Annotated in this window: 17 protein-coding genes; 3 read left to right on the top strand and 14 right to left on the bottom strand. The window is 61.4% G+C overall.

All coding sequences use genetic code 11. The features are described from left to right. Positions 1–162: 162 nt before the first annotated feature. From VUN82_09860 to VUN82_09835, 6 genes are all read right to left on the bottom strand, one after another. Positions 163–843 (bottom strand): 3-oxoacid CoA-transferase subunit B, encoded by a 681-nt coding sequence (locus VUN82_09860; GenBank protein ID XAS74106.1) that lies wholly within the window; start codon positions 841–843, stop codon positions 163–165. Position 844: 1 nt separating this feature from the next. After that, positions 845–1,543: a 3-oxoacid CoA-transferase subunit A gene (locus VUN82_09855; protein ID XAS74105.1), complete on the bottom strand. Its 699-nt coding sequence runs from the start codon at positions 1,541–1,543 to the stop codon at positions 845–847. Positions 1,544–1,547: 4 nt separating this feature from the next. Continuing rightward, positions 1,548–2,762, bottom strand: coding sequence for a thiolase family protein (locus VUN82_09850; protein ID XAS74104.1), 1,215 nt, complete (start codon positions 2,760–2,762; stop codon positions 1,548–1,550). Positions 2,763–3,118: 356 nt separating this feature from the next. Further along, complete coding sequence (gene accC / locus VUN82_09845; protein ID XAS74103.1) at positions 3,119–4,492, bottom strand: acetyl-CoA carboxylase biotin carboxylase subunit; 1,374 nt, start codon at positions 4,490–4,492, stop codon at positions 3,119–3,121. Beyond that, entirely contained in the window at positions 4,485–5,006 is a 522-nt protein-coding gene (gene accB / locus VUN82_09840) for an acetyl-CoA carboxylase biotin carboxyl carrier protein (GenBank protein ID XAS74102.1), read from the bottom strand. The genes accC and accB overlap by 8 nt, the downstream gene beginning before the upstream one ends. Beyond that, complete coding sequence (locus VUN82_09835) at positions 4,996–6,537, bottom strand: pyruvate carboxylase subunit B (protein ID XAS74101.1); 1,542 nt, start codon at positions 6,535–6,537, stop codon at positions 4,996–4,998. The genes accB and VUN82_09835 overlap by 11 nt, the downstream gene beginning before the upstream one ends. A gap of 111 nt (positions 6,538–6,648) precedes the next feature. Between VUN82_09835 and VUN82_09830 the strand changes: the two genes are divergently transcribed. The 3 genes from VUN82_09830 to VUN82_09820 all read left to right on the top strand — a co-directional run bounded on the left by VUN82_09830 (position 6,649) and on the right by VUN82_09820 (position 13,117). Then, positions 6,649–7,425 (top strand): IclR family transcriptional regulator, encoded by a 777-nt coding sequence (locus tag VUN82_09830; protein XAS74100.1) that lies wholly within the window; start codon positions 6,649–6,651, stop codon positions 7,423–7,425. A 1,621-nt stretch (positions 7,426–9,046) separates the two neighbouring features. Further along, on the top strand, positions 9,047–12,595 hold the full coding sequence (gene mobF / locus VUN82_09825; GenBank protein XAS74099.1) for a MobF family relaxase: 3,549 nt from the start codon (positions 9,047–9,049) through the stop codon (positions 12,593–12,595). Between the two features lie 15 nt (positions 12,596–12,610). After that, on the top strand, positions 12,611–13,117 hold the full coding sequence (locus VUN82_09820) for a hypothetical protein (protein ID XAS74098.1): 507 nt from the start codon (positions 12,611–12,613) through the stop codon (positions 13,115–13,117). A 70-nt stretch (positions 13,118–13,187) separates the two neighbouring features. On the opposite strand, the gene VUN82_09815 is transcribed toward VUN82_09820, so the two are convergent. The 8 genes from VUN82_09815 to VUN82_09780 form a co-directional block, all read right to left on the bottom strand. Beyond that, entirely contained in the window at positions 13,188–13,469 is a 282-nt protein-coding gene (locus VUN82_09815) for a hypothetical protein (GenBank protein XAS74097.1), read from the bottom strand. Positions 13,470–13,570: 101 nt separating this feature from the next. Beyond that, positions 13,571–14,077: a single-stranded DNA-binding protein gene (locus VUN82_09810; protein ID XAS74096.1), complete on the bottom strand. Its 507-nt coding sequence runs from the start codon at positions 14,075–14,077 to the stop codon at positions 13,571–13,573. 52 nt (positions 14,078–14,129) lie between these two features. Further along, a complete protein-coding gene (locus VUN82_09805; GenBank protein XAS74095.1) occupies positions 14,130–15,287 on the bottom strand; it encodes an ImmA/IrrE family metallo-endopeptidase in 1,158 nt (385 codons plus the stop codon). Between the two features lie 84 nt (positions 15,288–15,371). Then, positions 15,372–15,872, bottom strand: a complete 501-nt coding sequence (locus VUN82_09800) for a hypothetical protein (protein ID XAS74094.1) — start codon at positions 15,870–15,872, stop codon at positions 15,372–15,374. Continuing rightward, positions 15,872–17,674 carry a TraM recognition domain-containing protein gene (locus tag VUN82_09795; GenBank protein ID XAS74093.1) on the bottom strand — a complete coding sequence of 601 codons (1,803 nt, stop codon included), beginning with the start codon at positions 17,672–17,674 and terminating at the stop codon, positions 15,872–15,874. The genes VUN82_09800 and VUN82_09795 overlap by 1 nt, the downstream gene beginning before the upstream one ends. After that, complete coding sequence (locus VUN82_09790) at positions 17,671–19,131, bottom strand: ATP-binding protein (protein ID XAS74092.1); 1,461 nt, start codon at positions 19,129–19,131, stop codon at positions 17,671–17,673. The genes VUN82_09795 and VUN82_09790 overlap by 4 nt, the downstream gene beginning before the upstream one ends. Continuing rightward, positions 19,128–20,618, bottom strand: coding sequence for an SCO6880 family protein (locus tag VUN82_09785; GenBank protein XAS74091.1), 1,491 nt, complete (start codon positions 20,616–20,618; stop codon positions 19,128–19,130). The genes VUN82_09790 and VUN82_09785 overlap by 4 nt, the downstream gene beginning before the upstream one ends. Further along, the gene (locus VUN82_09780; GenBank protein XAS74090.1) at positions 20,611–22,029 is read right to left on the bottom strand and encodes a type IV secretion system protein; all 1,419 of its coding nucleotides are present in this window, start codon (positions 22,027–22,029) and stop codon (positions 20,611–20,613) included. The genes VUN82_09785 and VUN82_09780 overlap by 8 nt, the downstream gene beginning before the upstream one ends. Between the last annotated feature and the right edge of the window lie 2 nt (positions 22,030–22,031).

Raw genomic sequence — 22,031 nt, 5'->3', positions numbered from 1 at the left:
CCCGGCATTGGAAGACGTTCTTCCAATCGAATACCTCTACCGATTCCCCCGGAGCGATTGAATGGAATGGAATACTCCCGGTTAGCGTGCTTACGTACATGAGTCTTGTCTCCTTGCTTGCCTCGGAATACATTCCTCGTAGGGCTCTAGAGGAACGCCTAGTTACTTCACGACGATCTTGAGCGGGAAGGGTACGACTTCCTGGAGTTCTTCCAGGGTGCAGCCGAAGGTTTCGCGGACAGTGACGCCGTCCGGGCCGGTGAGGAAGACGGCTTTGTCGGTGTAAACGCGGGTGACGCAGCCGACGCCGGTGAGCGGGTACGTGCAGGTTTCCACAATCTTGGACGCACCCTCGCGGGTCAGGAGCGTCATCATCACGAAAACGTCCTTCGCGCCGGTGGCCAGGTCCATGGCACCACCGACGGCGGGAATCGCCCCGGGTGCCCCGGTGTGCCAGTTTGCCAGGTCCCCCGTGGCCGAGACCTGGAAAGCCCCCAGGACGCAGATGTCCAGGTGCCCGCCGCGCATCATCGCGAACGAATCAGCATGGTGGAAGTAGGACGCCCCAGGCAGTTCGGTGACCGGGATCTTGCCGGCGTTGATGAGGTCGCCGTCAATCTCATCGCCATCGGCGGCGGGTCCCATGCCGAGCATCCCGTTCTCCGTGTGGAGCGTGATGTCCTGGTCCTCGGTGAGGTAGTTGGACACCAAGGTGGGCTGGCCAATGCCCAGGTTCACAAACGATCCCGGGGCAATGTCCTTGGCCACGAGGCGGGCCAGGTCATCCCGGCCCAGGGGCGTGGCGGAGGTCTGGAGGGATGTTTCGTTGGACTGGATGCTCATCTCAGGCCGCCTTCTCGCTCGTGCCGGCGGTGCTGCAGGAGGCCGCCACGCGGACCACCGTATTGACGTAGATACCGGGCGTGACCACGTTCTCCGGGTCAAGAGAACCCGTGGGAACGATCTCGGAGACCTGGACGATGGTCTGTTTGGCGGCTGCGGCCATGATGGGACCGAAGTTCCGGGCGGTCTTGCGGTAGACCAAGTTGCCCTTCCCGTCCGCCTTCAGGGCCTTGATCAGCGCGACGTCGGCGTGGATGGGCGTTTCGAACACCTGGCCGCGGCCGTCAATGATCCGGGTTTCCTTGCCCTCGGCCAGCATGGTGCCGTACCCCGTGGGACTGAAGAACCCGCCGATCCCGGCACCGGCAGCGCGGATCCGCTCGGCCAGGTTGCCCTGCGGCACCAGTTCCAGTTCAATCTCGCCCGCCTTGTACTTGGCATCAAAGTGCCAGGAATCGGACTGCCGCGGGAAGGAACAGATCATCTTCCGCACCCGGCCTTCCTTGATCAGCAGCGCAAGGCCCTGGTCACCCTGCCCGGCGTTGTTGTTCACCACCGTCAGGTCCCTGGCCCCGCACTCGAGCAGCGCGTCGATCAGTTCGAACGGCTGCCCGGCGTTGCCGAACCCGCAGATCATCACGGTGGAACCGTCCTTGATGCCGGCCACGGCCTCCTGGACCGAATCTACAAAAGTCAGCATTCCCCTACGCCTTTCCAGCAGTTACGTTTTCGAGGACCACGGCCAGGCCCTGGCCCACGCCGATGCAGATCGCCGCGACGCCCCAGCGCTCCCCGGAGGCCTGGAGGGACCGGGCCAGGGTGCCCAGGATCCGGGTGCCGGAGGCGCCGAGCGGGTGGCCCATGGCGATGGCTCCGCCGTGCCGGTTCACCATCGCGGGGTCGATGCCCCAGGCGTTGGTGCATGCCAGGGACTGCGCGGCGAAGGCTTCGTTAAGTTCGACGGCGCCCACCTGGTCCCAGCCGATGCCCGCCTTCGCGAGGGCCTTGTTCGCCGCCTCCACCGGGGCGTAGCCGAAGTACTGCGGGTCATTGCCGTGCGCCCCGCGCCCGGCAATACGCGCCAGCGGCTCGAGCCCCAGCAGCCCGGCGGCAGCCTCGGACCCCACCCAAGCCGCGGAGGCGCCGTCGGACAGCGGCGACGCGTTCCCGGCCGTGACGGTGCCGCCCACCTCGGCGCCCTCAGGCTCTGAACGGAACACCGTCTTCAGCCCGGCAAGCTTCTCCGCGGTGGAACCGGGGCGGATGCCCTCGTCCCGCACCAGGTCCGTGCCCGGGACAGGTGCAACGAGGTTGTCGTAGAACCCTTCGTCCCACGCGGCGGCGGACAGGTTGTGGGAGTTCGCGGCGAACTCATCCTGCGCCTGCCGGGTCACCTTGTACTTCTCCCGCAGCCGTTCGGTGGCCTCGCCCAGGGAGATGGTCCACTCCTTGGGCATCGCCTTGTTCACCAGGCGCCACCCAAGGGTGGTGGACGCCAGCGTCATGTCCCCGGCCGGGTACGGCTTCTCGGTCTTCGGCAACACCCACGGCGCACGGGACATCGACTCGGCCCCGCCCACCAGCACCAGGTCCGCGTCGCCAGCATTGATCTGGCGTGAAGCGATGATTGCAGCATCCAGCGACGAGCCGCACAGCCGGTTCACCGTGGTGCCGGGGATGGATACAGGCAGTCCCGCCAGCAACGTGCCCATGCGGGCGATGTTGCGGTTCTCCTCGCCCGCGCCGTTCGCGTTGCCGAACACCACCTCATCAATCCGCTCCGGATCCAGCCCGGGGGCGCGCTTCACGGACTCCCTGATCACATGCGCGGCAAGGTCGTCCGGGCGGACGGCGGCAAGGCCGGAACCGAACTTGCCGAACGGGGTGCGCACGGCGTCGTACACAAAAGCCTGATTCATGATGCTGTATCCATTTCTCGAAAGACCTGCTGCGCAGTCTTGAAGGGGGTGTGGGCGGAGAGGACACCGCAGAAGGGGCCATTTCTGAGGACCACGCGGACGGGCACGTCGCCAGTTCCCAGTAACCGCGCCCAACCGCTGAGGTGCCTGTTCCTCATCACCACCTGCGCCGAGCATGTCGTTGTCACTCCACGTCCGCTCGGCATGTCAGGACGATGTCCCGGTTGCAGTCCAGGTCCCGCTGCTGGTCTTGGAACGCACTGGATGCTTAACTTGAGTGCATTCCTGTTGTGGGGCGTGCGATCAGGTCGGCCAGGACCGGCGACGGGCTGCGTCTGTGAGGACACAGAGTGTCCCTATACTCCTGCGGTGGCGCGTGTTGAAGATAGGAGTTCGGCGACGAATGCGGTGTTGAAGTCCCCGCTTCGGAACTTCTCGGTCTCGAGGATCTGCTTGTGGAAGGGCGCTGTGGTGGTGATGCCGTCGACAACGAGTTCGTCCAGGGCACGGATCGTCCGTGCGATGGCTTCATCGCGGTCTTTGCCCCAGCAGATGAGCTTGCCGATCATTGAGTCATAGAACGGCGGGATTGCATATCCCGTCTCGATATGGGTGTCCATTCGGATCCCGAAGCCGCCGGGCGCACGGAAGTTCGCAACGGTCCCCGGACGCGGTGCGAAGTTGTTGTCCGGGTCCTCGGCGTTGATGCGACATTCGATGGCGTGGCCGGTGATGACGATGTCATCCTGCCTCAAACTCAGTGGGATGCCACCGGCGATCTGCAACTGAAGTTTGATGAGGTCGATCCCGGAAACCATTTCCGAAACGGGATGCTCTACTTGGATACGAGTGTTCATCTCGATGAAGTAGTACTTGCGCTCGATGTTGTCGAAGACGAACTCCACCGTCCCGGCGTTCGTGTACCCCACTTCCCTGCAGAGTGCGACCGCTGCATCTGCAAGGCCCTGCCTGAGCTCCGCGTCCAAGACCGGCGAGGGTGATTCTTCAATGAGCTTTTGATTGCGCCGCTGTGCCGTGCAGTCACGTTCACCGAGATGCAGAACGGTGGTGCCGTCAGAGATGACCTGAATTTCGATGTGGCGGATGTCGGTGAGGTACCGCTCTATGTACACCGACGCGTCGCCAAACGCGACCTCGGCTTCCGACATGATCTCGCGCAGATCGTTCTCGAGTGTCTCGGCAGCCTCGACGACCCGCATGCCTCGCCCGCCGCCGCCCGCCGCCGCCTTTATCAGCAGCGGGTAGCCGACCTCGCTTGCGACGGCAAGGGCTTCTTTGTACTCAGCGATCGCGCCCACCGAACCCGGAACTGTCGGTACCCCGGCCCGGCGGGCGATCTTCTTGGCTTCGATCTTGTCGCCCATGCGACGAATGATGTTCGCTGCAGGGCCAACGAACCCGACGTTTTCCGCTTCACAAAGCGCAACGAAGTCAGCATTCTCAGACAGGAATCCGTATCCGGGATGGATGGCATCAGCCTTGTAAGCCTGTGCAGCTGAGATGACAGCATGCATGTTGCGATAGCTTGACTTGGCCTGCGCGGGCCCGATGCACACGGCCTGGTCTGCCAGCTTCACCGACAGCGAGCCGGCATCTGCTTCGGAATAGGCAACGATGCTTCGAATACCAAGTTCCTTGCAGGCGCGGACGACTCGCAACGCGATCTCGCCGCGGTTGGCGATCAGGACACTTCTCAGCGGTTCAGGCATTGCGGGTAATCACCATCAGCGGCTGACCGTACTCGACTGCCTGCTCGTTGTCGACCAGGATCTTCGTCACGGCACCTTCGACGCGCGCCTCGATGTTGTTCATCAGCTTCATCACCTCTACGATGCCCAGCACCGTCGAGGCGCTGACGGTGTCCCCCACCTTGACGAAGGCGGGCTCCCCTGGCTTGGGTGACGCGTAAAAGACTCCCACCATGGGCGCCTTGATCAGTACCTCGTTGGTCCCCAGTTCGTCAGCGGACCCCGGTTCAGTCACTACGCGGCCGGCCGCGGGGGCTGGTGCGGGAGCAGGTGCTGATGCGGGAGTGGAGGTCGTTTCCGGAGCGGGCGTCACGGCCTGTGGAGCGGCCGGACGGTCGTTCGAGGACTGCCGATCGCGGGAGAGGAATAGCTCCACGTCGCCGTGTTTGATGGAGAGCTGGCGTACGTCGGGTGTCAGGTTCGCCCAGTTGACGATGTCCCGAAGTTCTTTGATATCGAGCGGGTTAAGCGACATCTTCACAATTTCCTTTTTCCAGTCGAATGTTCAGGTTCCCGGCAGTCAGCGATTGAGTGCCGGATTCGGTTGAGTCGTAAAGCGCCTTGACCAAGCCCAGGATGGGCCCGTATGCCTCTTCCGGGTTTCCCCCGGCTGCCACAACTCGTTTCATCTCATCGACTTGGCTCCCCGCGAACATCGCACGCAGGAGCAGCAGATCGATGGATTCATCCGGGTGCCGATCCCGCAATGCGGGCAGCATCGGCTCAATGGCCGGCGGCTCCAACGGGATGTCCGATGCCCCATTGGCAATGACTTTCTCAAGCACTTCGGGGTCGATGGGGGCAAGAAGTGTTCCGTAGTAGCCCAGGGCGTATTTCTTGATCTCGTTCGGAACCACGGAGTAACGCTCACCCGAGATCACGTTCATCACAGCCTGTGTTCCCACGAACTGCGCAAACGGCGTGATCATGATCGGGTAGGCCAGCTCCCCGCGCACCCGCGCCACCTCGAGCAGCAATTCGTCGTATCGGTCGGCCAGACCTGCCGTCTCCAGCTGCGACCGGAAGTTCGACAGCATCCCCCCCGGGGTCTGGTGCATGTAGTGCAGACCGTTGTACTCGATCGGAACACCCAGGGGCTTGTCCTCCGCCGCGGCGATATCAACGATTCTTGAACTGATCGCGTCGATCCGCTCATCGTCTACGTTGACCACGTACCCGAGTGCACGCAGGTCACGTACGATGCCCTGCGTCGACGGCTGCCCGTTGCCCGCTGAAAGCGGCGCGATAGAGGTATGCAATGCATCCGCGCCCAGTTCCACCGCCTCCAGGCAAACCAGAGGTGCGAGTCCCGTCAGGGAATGGGTATGAACTTCCAGCGACCGGTCGCCCATGACGCTTTTGAGTGCAGGAACAAGCGTGCGGATGCGGTCCGGCGTCAGCAGGCCAGCGGCATCCTTTAGCATGATGGCGTCGACGTCCGCCTTCTCGATCAGTTCGATCGCCTTCTTAACGAAGAGCTCATCCGTATGTACAGGGCTCTCGGAGAACGAAACTGCGCCAAAAGTCGATGCCCCCAGTTCCTTGGCTCGGATCAGGCCGGGTGCGATGTTGTCTACGTCGTTGAGCCCGTCAAACGAACCGATGACACGGAACCCGTTTGCGTACAGCCGCTCCACCCACGCCGCGATCACATCATCAGAGAGGAAGTCGAACGCAGCGATGTTCTTCGACCGGATCAGCGCCCGGAAGGTAGTGTTCGGGGCGTGCTGGTGCGCCAGCCTTACCCGCTCCCAAGGGTCCTCCTTCAAATAGCGCACCGCGACGTCGAACTGGATCGGCGCGACCAGGTCCACCTGCGCGAAACCGGCTTCATCGAAGTCCTTCGCCATAGAAATGATGTGCTCGGTCCGCATCCTCGTCGCCCATAGCGACTGGTGCGCGTCGCGCAGTGTCGTATCAATGATCTTAATCTCGCGCCGACTTCCCGCCGGCCGCCCCCCAAGACTCATTACCGACGCAATCGACGGTGGTGTATTGGTCGACATCGCTCTCCTTATGTCAAGATAGTGAAAGTGTTTTTCAGAATCTGCCATACTATGGGATGACGTGGCTATTAAAGTCAAGGATTTTTTAGAGCAAGCGGAACGGATGAAGCAATGAATGCAGCGTCGATAAGCGAAGTGGAACCCGGAAAACAACGCCAGCTGATCCAATCCGTCGCGCGCGCTTCGCGCATCCTGCTCGGGGTCGCTCGATCGCCGCATGGACTCACCGCGACCGAGGTCGCATCTCTCGTTGGCCTCTCCATGCCCACCGCCTACCACCTGCTCGCGACACTTGAGGAAGAAAAACTGCTGAGCAAGGAGTCGGGCAAGCGCTACACCCTCGGCGTGAGCGCTATCGACATCGCCAACTCGCCCGGCCTGCGCGTACGCGTAGACGCTAAACACAGGCAGGCCCTCAGGCAACTCGCCGAGACCACCCGCGAGACTGCATATCTCACCGGGTGGTTCCGTGGTGAGATACGCATCCTCGCCATGGTCGAAGGATCACAGGCCGTGCGGGTCGCCGGCCTCGAAGTGGGATTCACCGGTGATGTCCACGCCCGAGCAAGTGCAAAGGTACTCCTCGCCTTTGCCGACGAGGAACAGCGCTCGTCTATCCTGGATAACCACGAGTACACTCGATTCACGCCGATGACCGTAAGCGACCGAGCCGGCCTCGAAGCCCAGATGGCCGAGATACGACGTACCGGAATCCTCTACGACCGCGGCGAATACCGGGAGGACGTTCGGTCATTGAGCGCCCCGATCCGCAGTGAAGGACGTGTCGTCGCTGCTTTAGCGGTGACAGTTCCCTCCAGCCGTTATGAGCGGACCGAGTCCGCGCTGCTCGACGCTCTCCTGTCTGCAGTCAGGTTCGCAGAGCAATAGGCATTGGGCAGCAGCGGCCGACGCCCTGCACCCCTTATGGCACTTCGGGCCTGCCAGCCCGCTGCTAGCCCCAGTACCGTTTACTTAGCTGCCACCACCACGCGTCGAAGGCCTACTACAAAAGAAACGGGGGCTGGGGAAGAAGCACAACGAGACCGTCATCTGCAGACACGGCACCTTCTAGGAGGAAAAACCCGCCCTGGGCGCTTGACCAAAAGCATAGGGGCAGCCCCTGATCAAGGAACACCATTTTTCCAAAGTCCACTCCGATCGCCCGATCCGGGTCGGCATCATCGGCGCCTCCACCACCGGCTGGGGACGCATCCCGCACCTGCCGGCCCTGGCCACGATCCCCGGCCCGGAGGTGCGCACACTCTACGTCCCCACCGTTTACTATGCGGTCGATCCCTGGCTCGGGGACACAACCGGGTAAGGCTGGTCACCCTATTGTCGTTATTCCTCGGGTTCTGGCAGTTTCGGAGCGCTATATTGCTGGCCGCAGTTTTGGATGCCACAGTTCGACGGCGGCAACTCGCCTTGGGCCATCAGGTCACCGTGTGGTGTGCACGGCGGGTTTTCTAGAAAAGCCGACTAGGGGAGACAGATACCAACCTCCCGATGCCCACAGTGACCAGCCAGGATGGCACTTTTCCTCTGGGCGGGATCAGCCTTCATCTGTGGGTCCGCCTCGATATATCCCGGGTTTGCCACAGTCACGTTCCCCATATGCGGCCCCTTCATTCCGATCGGCATTCACCCTAATCGCTGGCAGTTGTATTCTGTTTGCCGTGGTCCTGGTCGACCGACTGCTGTACGGGATTGCTGTCTGAGGCTGAGGACGCTGACAGCCCAGCAGCCGCCGCCCTGAACAGCTTCTACTGGATAGGCGAGACGTGCGCCGTTTTACTTGTCAGTCTCGGGCTACTTCTCCCCCGGTTGGCAGGCCACTCTACACGTTATGGCCGACGCGAGCTCGTATTGCAGGATCAACGCCCGACCCTATTTCTGTTCTTCTGCCGCCACGCCGAAACCCAGCTTCATCGGCGCCTCCTGAAGATCCGCGATTGCGAGACGGCTAACCCCCAAGTGCGGGAACAGCTCAGCGCACACGATAAATCGGATATCGAGCGCGGTGAACGTGCCCCTTGAGCACCGAAAAAAGGCTCACGCCGACCGATCATCGACTCCCTCAATCCTTCACACCTCTGGCATCCAAGGCAGGTGCGTGCATGCAGTCGAACGCCAGATCATGCTGACTAGGGCATGAGCTGGCATGGAAGTGTGTGAACAGGAAAGCCACTGAGCCGAACCCAGCAGAGACATGCAAAGCATGCCAGCTACGCGTCGAGCGCCTACTCACAGAACTCCGAACACAGTCATCGGATATCGAGCACCTACAAACTCTCAACGAGGAACTGGAAGCAAGAACCAACCTGCTCCACAACGAAGTCTCGCGACTCAAGCGGGCTCAACGAACGAACATTCAGGAACTGGCACACGTGGCGGCGGCGCTCGTTTCCTTGTCAAAGGCCAAAAGCATGCCCCTGGACGCCATTACCGTGGGCATCCTTCGTCGCCGTGGCTGGCTTCCATCACGTGGTCGCACCAAAGCTGGTCAGGCATGACCATGTCCATCGCCAGGCTCTCCGCGCAGTCTGGCCTGAAGTACCTCTTCAAGTCGACCATGCTGGACGACCTCGCCCGCACTCCCCCGGACACCGTCTCCTACTACATGAAATCTGGAACACCGCAGGGCCGTTGGCTCGGCAGTGGGCTTGACGGTATCGATCGGTCCGCAGGCGACAGGGTCACCGAATGGGACGCCAAGGCCATCTTCGAGCAAGCGGCCCACCCGGACACTGGAGCCACCCTCGGACGTCCGCACGGCGAGCCGACGGTCGTCCAACGAAGCCAGGGACTCCCCGAAACCAGGCACGCCGTAGCAGGCTTCGACCTAACGTTCAGTGTTCCTAAGTCCGTCTCTGCGCTGTGGGCGCTCAGCACCCGGCACGTCCAAGATCAAATCCTTCAGGCCCACCACGATGCCGTCAACGAGACGCTGCGCTGGCTTGAGGACCTGGTCATCCACACCCGAGCTGGCAGAAACGGAATAGCCCACGTCGGAACCCACGGCGCGATCGCTGCCGCCTTCGACCACTGGGAGTCCCGCTCCGGGGATCCGCAGCTCCACACTCATTTGGTGATTGCCAACCGCGTCCAGCGCATCACCGACGATGCGTGGGTAACGCTGGATTCACGGAGTCTGTACAAAGCGGTGGTCGCCGCGAGCGAGCACTACAACGGGCTGCTGTTCGATGCGCTGCACCAAAGTCTCCGAACGAACACAGATATCCGCATCCCTGCTCAAAGCACCCACAATCCAAGCCAGCAGCTGACCGGCATCGACGACGCACTCATCCGCGAGTTCTCAAATCGATCCAGACTCATCGACGTCGAGACTGACCGCCTCGTGGCCGAATGGATCGAGGAGCATGGCAGCCGTCCTAAAGCCACGACAACCGTCAAATTGCGACAGCAAGCCACCTTGTCCACACGTACCCCGAAGGGCGACGTTGGCGCCCCGCTTCACGAGCTATCTGCCAGGTGGCGCAAACGAGCAAAAGCTAGAGGCTTGGACCCAGAGGCCGTTGTTGCCGCGACCATAAATCGCTCTCGTCACGCTCCATTCCACAGAGGCGACTTAACCCCTGACTGGATCGACGCCGTCGCGCTCGTCACCCGCCAGCGCGTCGCTGCGAAACGCTCTACATGGAACCGATGGAACCTCATCGCGGAAGGCGAGCGCGTATGCGCCGAGGTCCGCTGTGCCACGGCCGCCGACCGGAACGCCCTGATCGACGCGGTCGCGTCGGCCGCCGAGCGTCAGTCTGTTCCGCTGAACGAGTATCGCTACTCCACGCCGCTGGATGCTGAAACTGACCTCGGCTTCGCGCGCCACAGCGTCTTCGAGTTCCATGGTTCACGACTCTTTACAGATGAGGCGACGCTCACCTTTGAGGATGAAATCCTGGCAGCGAGGAACGACGACGGCGGACCGGCAGTGCGGGGTGACGTCACCTTTGATGTACTCGCCAGCCACAGAACGAGAGGCGGACTCGAGCTTCACCAGGACCAACGAGCCGCCGCCGCTCAGGTGCTGTTGAGCGGAAACCGATTGGATGCAATCGTCGGTCCAGCGGGTACTGGTAAAACAACTACTCTCGATGCCATCAAGTCAGCGTGGGAGGCCGAATTCGGGGCTGGAAGCGTCGTTGGGTTGGCTCCTGCTGCGGCGAGCGCAGAAGTACTTGCCCGCCAACTGGCAATGACAACGGAGAACGTTGCCAAGTGGCTACATGAATCTGTTGGAACCGGAGCAATGCACAGAGCGGCCTTGTTTTCCGAGGCGGAGAAGCGGCTCGGATCTTTGCCCCACGACGAATTCGTGGGCGCCACACGGCTGGTGCAGGCGGTGGCCAGACTTAGCGCCGAGCAATATCGGTGGCGGTTCCGTCCTCGGCAACTCGTCATCATCGATGAGGCCTCGATGGTATCCACTGCTCAGCTTGCCGGGCTTGTACGCCAAGCATGCGAAAGCGACGCCAAGATCCTCATGGTTGGGGATCCAGGACAGCTGGATTCTATCGATGCCGGCGGCGTGCTCGGCTGGCTCGATCGGCAAAACAAGACTGCAAGGCTGAGCACCATTTGGCGCTTCAGACAGGCGTGGGAACAGACGGCGTCACTCAGGCTCCGCGATGGAGATATTTCTGTTCTTACGGACTACGAACGGAATGACCGCATTCGATATGGAACCTATCTGGACATGCTCGATCGGGCCTACTCCGGGTGGCATGAAGACGTGCTCTCCGGGCGACTCTCGATCCTTATTGCACCCGACAATGACACAGTTGGGATGCTCAACGAACGAGCCCAAGCAGACCGCGTTGTCCAGGGCACTGTCGATGCGGAAAAGACCCTGGCGCTGAGGGACGGCCTCCGTGCTGGCCGAGGGGACATAATCATCGCCCGACGAAACGACAGATCGATCCTTGACGAGCATGGAGCCTTCATTCGCAACGGAGCACTGCTCGAGGTGACCGATGTCGGGAAAGGCCAAGTCCGCGCTATCCGAAGGGACACTGGGGCGAGCATCGACTTGGACGCCTCCTACCTCGAGACATCCGTCGAGCTGGGATATGCCACGACCGCTCATCGTTCCCAGGGCCTCACAGTTGATACCGGGCATACGGTGGTCACACCTGGCCGGCTAACCCGTGAACTCCTCTACGTCAGCATGACCCGAGGACGCAGCGCCAACATGGCCTATGTCAGCGAAAACGACCCCGATGAGGAAGAGACACTTGACCCACGGCTCCGGTCCACCTGGCGACAAATTCTGGGTGAAGTGCTGGCCGCCGAGGGAGCTGAAAGATCAGCCCACGAAGTGCAGGAAGCTGAACGAGCGCATGCCGACAGTCTCGAACGCCTGAGCCGAGAGTACGACTACCTTGCCCAAATCGCAGCTGGGCTAGATCTCGCAAGGGTCGTAGCGGAATTGGCTCCCGAAGAGGCCAAGGCGCTGCGGATATCGCCTTCCTGGGGAGCTGCAGTTGCTTCCTGGCGGCGAGCAACGAACGTGAGTCGGACAAGTGCCGAACGTGTTTTGAGAGAGCTGTTCACATCACAGGATGGGGCACGAGATCTGGCCGCAATCGTTCACTCGCGCCTCCGCCGCCTTTCGTCCGGTATGCCACTAACGTCCTTTGATGCTTTGAACGAGGACCTTGTCGTCGAGCGTGCGGACCTCAACGCAGTGCTTACTCAGGTAAAACATCGGATTCGTGACCGAATTGAGTTTATTGGCAATGCTGCCCTCTTTGAGGAGCCCGAATGGAAGAGGGACCTCCTTGCGCAACTGGGTGCCGACGTCGATCCTTTCGAGTGCGCTTCGGTAGTTCGGGACGCAGCTGTCTACAGAGATCGGTGGGGTGTCGCGGACTCCGATCTGGCCATCGGCACAATCCCGGATGAGTACGAGTGGGAACAAAGATTGCAGTGGGAAACCCTCCAGCGCACCATCCGAGAAGTTGCCCGCATCCCCGCCATCGATGCCGGCGAATTCGTTGATCAACGAGTCGCTCTTATCAATGTCGGCTGGCAGCTTTAAACTGAAGCAGCAAGCATGAACGCGAACCCAGCCCTGAAGCCCAAGGTGGCGACACCCCTGCTGATCGTTGCGAGCGCAGCGACCATTCTCTTCGCTGCTGTGATGCCTACTCTCCGACCGGGCTCAATTCTGCTTCAATGGATGCTCGTAGCCGTGGCATTGGCAGGCTTGGTCATTATCTTGTTCTGGGTGCATCGCGTGCACAGGCAGCGCGGCTGGCAAGCGTCCGCTGACTCTCGGTGGAACGCACTTGAGCGAGCCAAGCGCGATCATGGCACAACAACCGAGATCACAGTGCTGAGTGTCGATGGCCTTCAGCCAACCGGTTCATGGATCACCATCAAGTGGAACCATTTCGATCACGTGCAGGCAGCGTGGATCGAGGCGCTGTCCGAACCCATATGGCCGGGCTCTGTATTGCTGATCTCGCCTGACCCGGCCCAAGTGCGTCCTGGCAGTCCATGGCCGGCCACTTACCGCATCACGGGAGACCGCGTACTGGCTTGGGCACCTTTGGTCTGATCGACAAACACCGCTCGTCCCGATCGAAAAAAGAGGCTGGCACCACGGTGCTAGCCTCCCTCTTTCAATCCTAGAGTTGTCGCCCTCTCCACGAATCCCGGTCAACCCGCTTGACCTGTCCCGCCGGAAACCACTGCACGTGGTAGACCCTCTGATCGTCCACCCACTCGACCAGGCCGTATGTTCTGGTGTACTTGATGGCTCGTCCGTAAATCTCGCTTACGCGCACCAGCGGTTGTTCGTTGGCAGGCAGTTCCATAATCTGGCCATCATCAGGTTTTGGATGCTTATTGTCGGCATCTGTCTGCGCCATCATGCGTGCGAAGGCGTTGGAGTCTTGCTTCGGTCTCATAGAACAAGATTAGAACATATATTCGAATGCTGGTCGGCAAACAAAAGGCGGCCCACGTCTCGGAGCATGAAACGTGGGCCAGAACCTGCAGAGGGCACGAATCAGATCGTCATTTCACTCCCCCGCGCTGTGCCGAAAGGGGGCGCCGCCACAGGGCTTTTCGTTGTCACGTTGTATGCGGGCCAGCCAGTCGCCGTCGTCGCTTGTGGCCCTGTGGCCTCCACGGCGGCCTCGGGCTCGGCAACTGCTCGCGCGGAGCGTTGATACGTCGCCGTGCCAAAGCGAAGGTCCGGCCCAATGGTGTCAGCGATGATGCGCCTTGCTTCACGTCGTTCACCGTCTTTGTCGTAGGAACGGAACTCAAGTTCCCCCGACACTGTCACAGGGTCACCCTTCTTCAGAGAAGTAGAAGCGTTCTCCGCGAGCATCCGGAATGCAGACACGTTGTGAAAGACCGGTTCGCCGTCCCGCCAGGTGCCATCTGGGTTCTGAATCCGCTGGTTCACGGCAACGCGGAGTTTCGCGTGTGGTGTTCCGGATTCCCCAATGGTCAGTTCGGGATCTGCGACCAGGTTCCCCGCGATAGTGATGGGAATCTTTGTATTCATGATGGTTTACCTTCCTTAGTCGACGGGCCTCTCCCGACGGACACCTGCGTGTTTAGGGACCAGCAATCTCAGGACCGTTCAAGGACGCGGTCGGTCCAGGGACACCGGCATAGTTCGGACTGGCAGCAACGGACGGGTCAGCACTGGTGGCGGCGAACTTTCCTCCGAAACCAGGAGGATCCGAGACCGCCAGGATCCCCTTGGTTGCTGCGGTCACCCGCCCAAGCACCGACTTCGCGATGTCGACGCGCGACGTCGGCACCCAGCCTTCTGAGGAGTCGTGCTTCAAATCCTTCTCCGCGCGGATCACAGCGTCGGCCCAGCCAGCCAGATAGGACGCCGACTGCGGTCCACGATCAATGCCGTGGGCACGCATGACGGTGTAGGCAACTGATTCGGCCTCCACTTCCGCCAGCCCGCGATGGTTCGCGCTGCTTCCATAAAGTTGTCCCAGTCGGTCGTCGGGTCCGTGCAAAAGGACGTGTCCGAGTTCGTGCGCAAGAACCGCTACCCGCTCCTCGTCGTTCATCCAGGCACCAACTTGAATTCGACGAGCATCAAAGTCGGTATAGCCACTGGTGTAGCCCTGTTGGAATCCCGACACCTCAACCCGGAAGCTGTGTTCCTTCGCTACCTCCCGTAGGGAAGTCCAGAGATCACCAACGTCCACGCCAGATTGAGCACCCGCGCGAGGAACCAGCAGCGGTGTGCCCTCCGTTTGGGTGACGTCAAAGACAGCCTGCCCGCGCCAACCCGTGATCACGTTCCTCTTGCCTCTGCTGACAGCATCAACAGGTGCAGTCTGATTCGCTGGCAAGAGCTTGCGCTGCCCGTCGGCCAGAATCAGTTCCTGCATCGATGCTGTCCGGGGCGCGATCACCCAGAGCGCGTGTTCTCCCCGCAGAACCGTTCGCCCATGCCGGGCCCACTCCTTGTAGCCGGCCACCAGAGTCGGCTCTTGGGTACCGCGCTGTGCCATCTGCATCATCAGCAGGGCGACGTTACCCCCGGAGTACCGCCACAGGGTTGCGGAGGCGTCGAGCAGAACCTGCCAGCGCATGGGCGAATCAATGGCTTCCTCAAGTGCTGTGTGAAGTCCCCTGGTCAGTTCGGCTATGCGTTCCTCGGCCGACAGGCGAACGTTCGACGGCGGCGCGGCGGCTTCTTCAGCCCCGCTTGCGTCAGCATTGAGTTCAGATGCAGAGGCCACGACAGCCATCCTTCGTGCTTCTAGACAGCCCTACGAGGGGATCACCTATTCATGTCGAGCGAACGAAGCAACGGCATGACGGGATCAGCTTCGGGTCTGATGGGTGCCCAGCTTCCAGTCCTCGAATTCCGGGTCTGCCGGAACGATCCTCAGGACCGGTTCCTTGTGGCTCTGCAAGCCGACACATCCTGCAGTCCGCGTATGGTTCCGCAGACGTTCGACGGCGTGTGGCAACCTTTCGTGGAACGCCAGAGGACCAAAGCCCGCGTCGTCGGCAGTAAAGGAAGCCATTTCGGCTCGCTGAAGGGCGTAGAGCTCGGCCACGATTTCCGTGTGACGCCACCAGCAGTCGGGCACCACCGACGTCGTCAGCTGGTAGGTCGCAACAAACCACCCGACCCACCCAAAAAGGCTTTCCCAGGCCCCAACTGCCTGTTCGGGTGCCATGTCACGCCAACGATACGTACCACCCGAGCTTCGGGACGGCGGTTGAAATGCGGACCGGAACAGCTCCACCGTTAATTCGTCATCGAGCTCCGCAATGGGACCAACTTCAAACTCAGCGTCATCGGATGCAGTGCCCATCAATCCACCTGCTTGTCTATTGACTGGTTCTGTAGGTGGCCGGCAGCCAGCTCCCGCTCAGTTTCAACCTTCGAACGGCCCAGTTCGGCTGCATCCTTGCGTTGATGCCAGTCCCGAAGATCCAGGAGGATCGGCCTTGTACGTCGACCGAGCATCAGGGCAGTCCCGACCGGGAGCCTCCGGATCTCGTCCAACCGAATGACTGGGCTCTCCCTGATCTGCTCGCCGTCCTGACGGCCCTGAGATGACCAGGAGCGAGTGTTGAGGACGAGACTCCGCTCTCCCAGTAGGCCAGCCAGCGAGCGCAGGTCAGGCTCGTCCGAGCCGCCGCCGAAGATCACTTTGATGATCGCGGAATCCCAGATGGTGGCGGCTTCCTCGATCGACCATCCACTCCGTGCCTGTGAAAGGGACTGCAGAACAACGAGAGTTGAAATGCCGATGCCACCACCGTCAGAGAGCACCACAGGCAGGCCAGGCCACGGAGACAGATTCGCTATTTCGTCCAGGATCAGCGAAAGGGGTGGATCGAGTCGGCCTCCAGGTGAGACAAAGGCCAGCTCACGCGCAGCGTTATCGATGTCGTCGATCAGAGCCGATAGGTAGGGGCCAGCGGCGGCAGCGCCCGATCGGGTGCCAATAAGGTAGAGAGTCCCCCGTTGCCTGATGAAGCTTTTGGGATCAAACTCTTGAGCTTCGTCTTGTGGGTTCAGCGCCGCTAACACCCTGGGAGATGAGAGTGGAGCCACAGCCGCAGAAACCCCAATCCAGGAGTTGGAAGTATTCCGTGGGTCGTCTTCCAAGATCCCCATCAGATCTGCCTGCCACCCCAATGCCGCACCTGGGCGCCCCAGAATATCCAGCGCCTCTCTGGCCAACACTGGACTGGACGACCATCGACGGAAGGCTGCGATGCCCTGCCCTGACAGCGCGGCGGCATGGAGGAGGCATTGCAGCACGATCAGCGAGCGCTTTTGCCACGCTGCATTCTCACCCTTCATCTCGGTATCTGCGGTGATAACGAGAGCCCGTCTGGTGGCGATGTCCGGGTCACCGCAACCACGCACCGGCGACCACCGGAGAGTCGATGGCAGGCCCGACATGCCCTGAGGGTCAAAGACCGTCACTGGCCGCCCCTCAGACATCCGCGCTCGCATCGTGACCACAAGGTTGTCGGCTCGCGTGGATGTGGTGACGACAGCGCCGGGCGCGTCGAGAATCGCGTTGATGACGACGTATAGGCCCTTGCCCGACCGAGGAGCTCCCTGAATGACCATCGACTCTTCGGTGGAGACATGGATGGTCACTCCACGGGAGCGGCCAAGTGTCCACGACACATCATGAATGCTCGGCTTGCGGAGGCCCGGCCGAGTGTATTGCCCACGCTTGCGAACCGCTCTGGCTCCGAAGTCCCGAAGTATCTCTGCCCGGCCAGCCACCCCGTCCCGGCTCAGGATGTCCTGGCGTAACCACGCGCCGGACTGCTTCCAGGTTCTCCACGCGAGGGCCGCCGCGGCTGCGAGCGCTGCAAGCAGCGTGAGAACTGCACCCACGATCCACCAGATTGCCCCGACATCTAAAGTGCAGTTACTTGGGGCACCAACGATCCAGTCCTGGCGGCCGGCGAACAGGCCGATGCCCGCAGCGGGGTTGAAGAACGACGCCGGCCTGCCGCCGCAGTGTCCAGCGCCAGCAAGGTGAGCGGCTGCTTGGACCAACAGGCAGAACCCCATGTAGCCAGTCAACGTCCAGAGTCCGGCCGAGACCAAGGTACTGCTGCTACCCGGTCGCGTCGTCCTCACAGGTGCATCCGGTCATCCGTGCCAAAGACTTCCAGCTCATCTGTGGTCACTCTGTTGGCCACGATGAAGGAGCGGTTCCCAACCTTCCAGAGCCCAACGCCCTTGGGAAGGTTCTCGACATGCTCGCATTCAGCCTCGGTGAGACCCAGGGCTTCCTTGGTCAGGCGCATCGCGTCATGCTTTTGGCGATAGATGATGCGGGTGTCCGCTTCTGTCAGCAACCCCAAGGCCTTCTGACGGTGTCCGCTGCTGCTGTCGCCGATCTCGTTGAGGTCAGCCACCTTGTGCATGATGAGGAGGTTGGCAATCCCGTAAGTTCGTGCAAGGCGCCATTGCTCGCTCATCTTGGCCAACATGTACGGATCGGCGAGCATCCGCCAACCTTCGTCGTACACCACGAGCCGCTTGCCGCCGTCGGGGTTTGTCACTGCCGCTTCCAACCACGTCGCGCTGCAGGCAGCGGCGAGGGACAACGCCTGCTCGGACGCGCCGATGAGCGCGGACGTGTCCATGACCATCATTGGCGCGTCGGCGTCGAAGGCCACTGTGGACGGTGCATCGAACATGCCTTCCAAGTCGCCCGAGACTGTTCGCCGCAGTGAGTGACTGACTGCCGCTCCGCCGTCCTTGCCGACAAGGGCGAGCGTTTCTGCGGAAGGACTCAAGAGGTGGTCCAGCACCATAGGAAGGGTCGGCGTCGAGTTTTCCGCGGTGGTTTCCATGAGAGCCATGTCGAGAGCGGTGTGCTCAACCGGATGCAACGGTGTGCCCTGACGCATGAGAGACACCAAGGCCACCAGCAGTTGCCGACGCCGCTGCCGGACGACAGCCTTCCACTGGGTGTCCGACAGCGAAGTGGGCCGAGAACCTGCGTCCAGAGGATTCACGCGAGCCGTGCGACCAGGACCAACGGAAATGACCTTGCCACCGACGGCCTTGGCCACTGATACCCATTCTCCCTTGGGATCCGACGCGACAGCCGCTTTCCGTCCCAACGTTATGGAGCGAGCAACCAGCGACTTGCCACACATCGACTTGCCCGTGCCCACTGTTCCAATCACGACGATCGAAGGACCGCTGATGATTCCCTTGTCATAGAGGATCCAAGGATCGTACGAAAAGGCGCCCGAACCGAAGACGTCAGTTCCTATATAGGTTCCCTCGTGCCCAAGTCCTGACTCCGTGATGAAGGGGTAGGCCGCCGCGAAGGTCATGGTCGAGGCGCGGTGAGGTGCCGGCCGCAGTCTATGCGGTCCCCATAATGACTGCGGTTCCCTGCTCCCCCAGTCGCCGACAAGGCGCTCGCGGTCGCCGCGCCACTCCAAGGCTTCGTCGATCCGCTGGCCGAGTTTGCGCTTCTGTGGCAATGACTCAGCGGTTGTGGCCCTCCTGAGACTCTTGCGCTCCGCGCGAGTGCCCGACGGCGTATAGGTCACCTCTTGGTTCTTGAGGCTCATCGCAATCCCCTTCCCAAGGGCAGTCCTCCCGCAATGAAGGCTGCCCACTGTTGGCCCGCCAACAATCGAAGTTCGACGAACGCGCCGCCTGCTGCGGACTCAAGCTCGTGGCGGTGCCGGGCCAAGTCCTCCAGGGACGCTGCTGTTATCGTCACGAAGGCAGTCAGACGAACATCGCCATGCCCGGCAACGATTTCTTCTTCCCGTTGCGCCACTTCTTCCTCCTCGGCTCGCTGCTCCCGAGTCGTGGGACGGTCGAACCGGGCGTTGATCCTCCGGCGCGTTTCGTGGGCTTCCTGAGCCGACCGGATGTCACGTAGCGCTTCCAAGGTGGGAACAGCACGAATCACCTGCGTAACCGTGTGCCGGAAGTCGCCAACGTAAACCAGCGGGTGCAGGAATCCGGGATACACCTTTTGCCGCGGCCACTCTGCGACCCAGAAGGTCTGGTGGAAGCCGGAGTCCGTGCGGAGATAAGTCCAGTGCTCCTCTACGGCCATCGGGCTTGAACTCAGACGCCGCTTTCCGTTTAGCTGGGCATCCTGTGGGTCGCTGTCCTTCTTCACCGACCCTCGGGAGACCGTTTCAGGATCAAAGGAGCCCCTGAACACTTCAAGTAGTCGGGACTCCGAAAGCCACTCGTCCACGCGCACTCCATGAGTTGCCAGGGATGTGGTGATCGCCTGTACCTCCAAACGTAGAACACGCTCGAGTCCCGCTATGCCTCCGCCCGACTCCTTGATGCGCCTCCTCGACTTGGCCGTATCCACAACAACGGACAACAAGACATCGTGACTCATGGCGGATCCTGCAGCAGCTATCAAGTCCTGATACGCCAATTCACCCCACGAATTGCCGCCCGGTCTGCCGCCGTTGTGCACGATGGTGTTGTTATAGAAGTCCTGAAGGGCAGACGAAGGATACGGAACTGTGTAATCCTGAACGGCGATTCTTGCTATGTCCGACCGTTGGGCGAGCCCGGCCTGGACACGTGACCATGCTTGGGCAGCCCACGCTTTGTCATCGTCGTCGAGGAGAGCGAATGACCTGGTGGTGCAGCGCATGACGACCGTTGCTTCTTTACCCTGCGGGTCAACGATGAAGCACTCTCCACGTCTGGTCGTCTGGAGTTTGAGGCTGCCAAGCCCACCTGGCAGCGCAAGCCTCCCCGCCTTCAACGCCTTCTCGGGGCGGGCGAGGTATCGCGTCTGACCCAGGATCAGTCGCACAAGGAACAGCGTGATGAGACTGACCCAGATGGGATACGGAATGCGAGCGTGCTGAAGCACCCCCATCAGCACGAACAGCAGCCAGATGGGACTCATTGTCGTAAGTCCGACTGGACCGCCAGCCGCAGAGGCAATAATCGCCGTTAGGATGCCGACGACCAGCAACACAAGCTGGTACCACTTCAGCCCCATGAAAATGCCGCGGCGCTCGTAGCGGGGAAACTTAACGGCCTCAAGGGCTCGAAAATCTTCAGTCATTGGATTTCTCCGGAGTGAAGTGCCCCTCAGAAGCCTTTGGCCTGATGGGCGGCAATTCGGATGACGGCAGAGCGCTGCCAGAACTTCGTACTTCGGGCCGCGGGGCGGTCCTCGGCCGGTTTGCCGTGGGCGGTCCGGCGTCCGGGGTCCGGCCTATCCTCGAAGGTGACGCCGGCGCTTTTTTACTCGGCCCGGTTACGAGCCCTCCGCTCACCACGTCCCTCTGCCCAGCGGCGGCGCCTCCACGGACGGAGTTTGCCCGGTGCGATACCGAAGCGTTTTCACCTGAGGTGGGTATCGGCGTGGTACTCGTGAGGCTGCGCGGCAGAGGCACTGACGGTGGCAGTACGCGCGTGGGGATGTCTCTGCGACTTGAGGGAATTGGTCGAGCAAGTGACGATCTGCCCAACATTGATGCAATCGTCATGCGGCCACCGAGCTGTCGACTGAACTGCCGGGAGGCAACGCTGCTGCTGCGAGCAAGAACGTGACCGCCGCCAGCCGTTTGAGCCGCTGCTGCGAGCTCGCCACCCGCAAAACTCACCAGCCTCAGCGCCATCAACGGCGCGCCGCAGGCAAGAGCCATGCCGACAGTGCCGGCTGCCAATCCTGCAAATGACGTCGACTCCGCAAATAGCTTGATCGCCGCTGCCAGAACTGTCGCGGCCAGCGGTTTCGCCAGCAAGAGCGCGACGACGACTTCGCACCACCGTCCGGCCCAGGCCTTTGACTTCTCCCAAGGCATCATCATGAGGGCGACCGGTGCGACGGCCGCCAGGACCGCGAGGGCGAACGTCCTAAAGATCATCGAGCACATGAGGATGAATGCCAGTATCCACACGACGATGACCGCCATTGCTGTCACTATCGCGCCGCCGACGGCTCCGCCTTGGTTGCCCGGCGCCAGGGAGATGACGTTCCATTCGCGCCCGGAGCCTGCTGGAGCCCGTTCGAAGCCGAAGAGCCGCATGAAAACGACGTACGGATCGGTTCCCATCGATTCCAGCAGGGCCGCCGAGGCCTCGTCGCTGACCCTGGTGAGCTGCCGAACCACGTAGACGGCCGCAGCCACGAGCGGCACTGCCGCCGCTCCCCCGATGAGCGCCCTCAGCAGTCGGCGTGGTTGCTGGCTGATCAGACCGGACAAGAGTTGCAAGATCATCACGACGACGAGTGGCGTCATCATGACGATGATCCACCAGTTCGTCAGGCCACCGATCGCGGCCCACTGGGAGTCGTCAACATCCGAAACCGTGAAGGCTCCTGTAATGAAGCCCCACATCCAAGAGGCGATGTTCTGAAGAACGTTCGCGAAGATGGACGTGATCGAGCCTTGAACGCCATCGTTGGCTTGTGAAACCAGTCCGCAGCCCGGCGGCCACCAACCGTTGAGGTCACACTCGATAGGCATGA

The sequence above is a fragment of the Micrococcaceae bacterium Sec5.1 genome (genome assembly GCA_039636795.1).
GTDB lineage: Bacteria > Actinomycetota > Actinomycetes > Actinomycetales > Micrococcaceae > Arthrobacter.
Note: the sequence above shows the minus strand (reverse complement) of the source record. Positions and strands in the feature narration are given on the sequence as shown.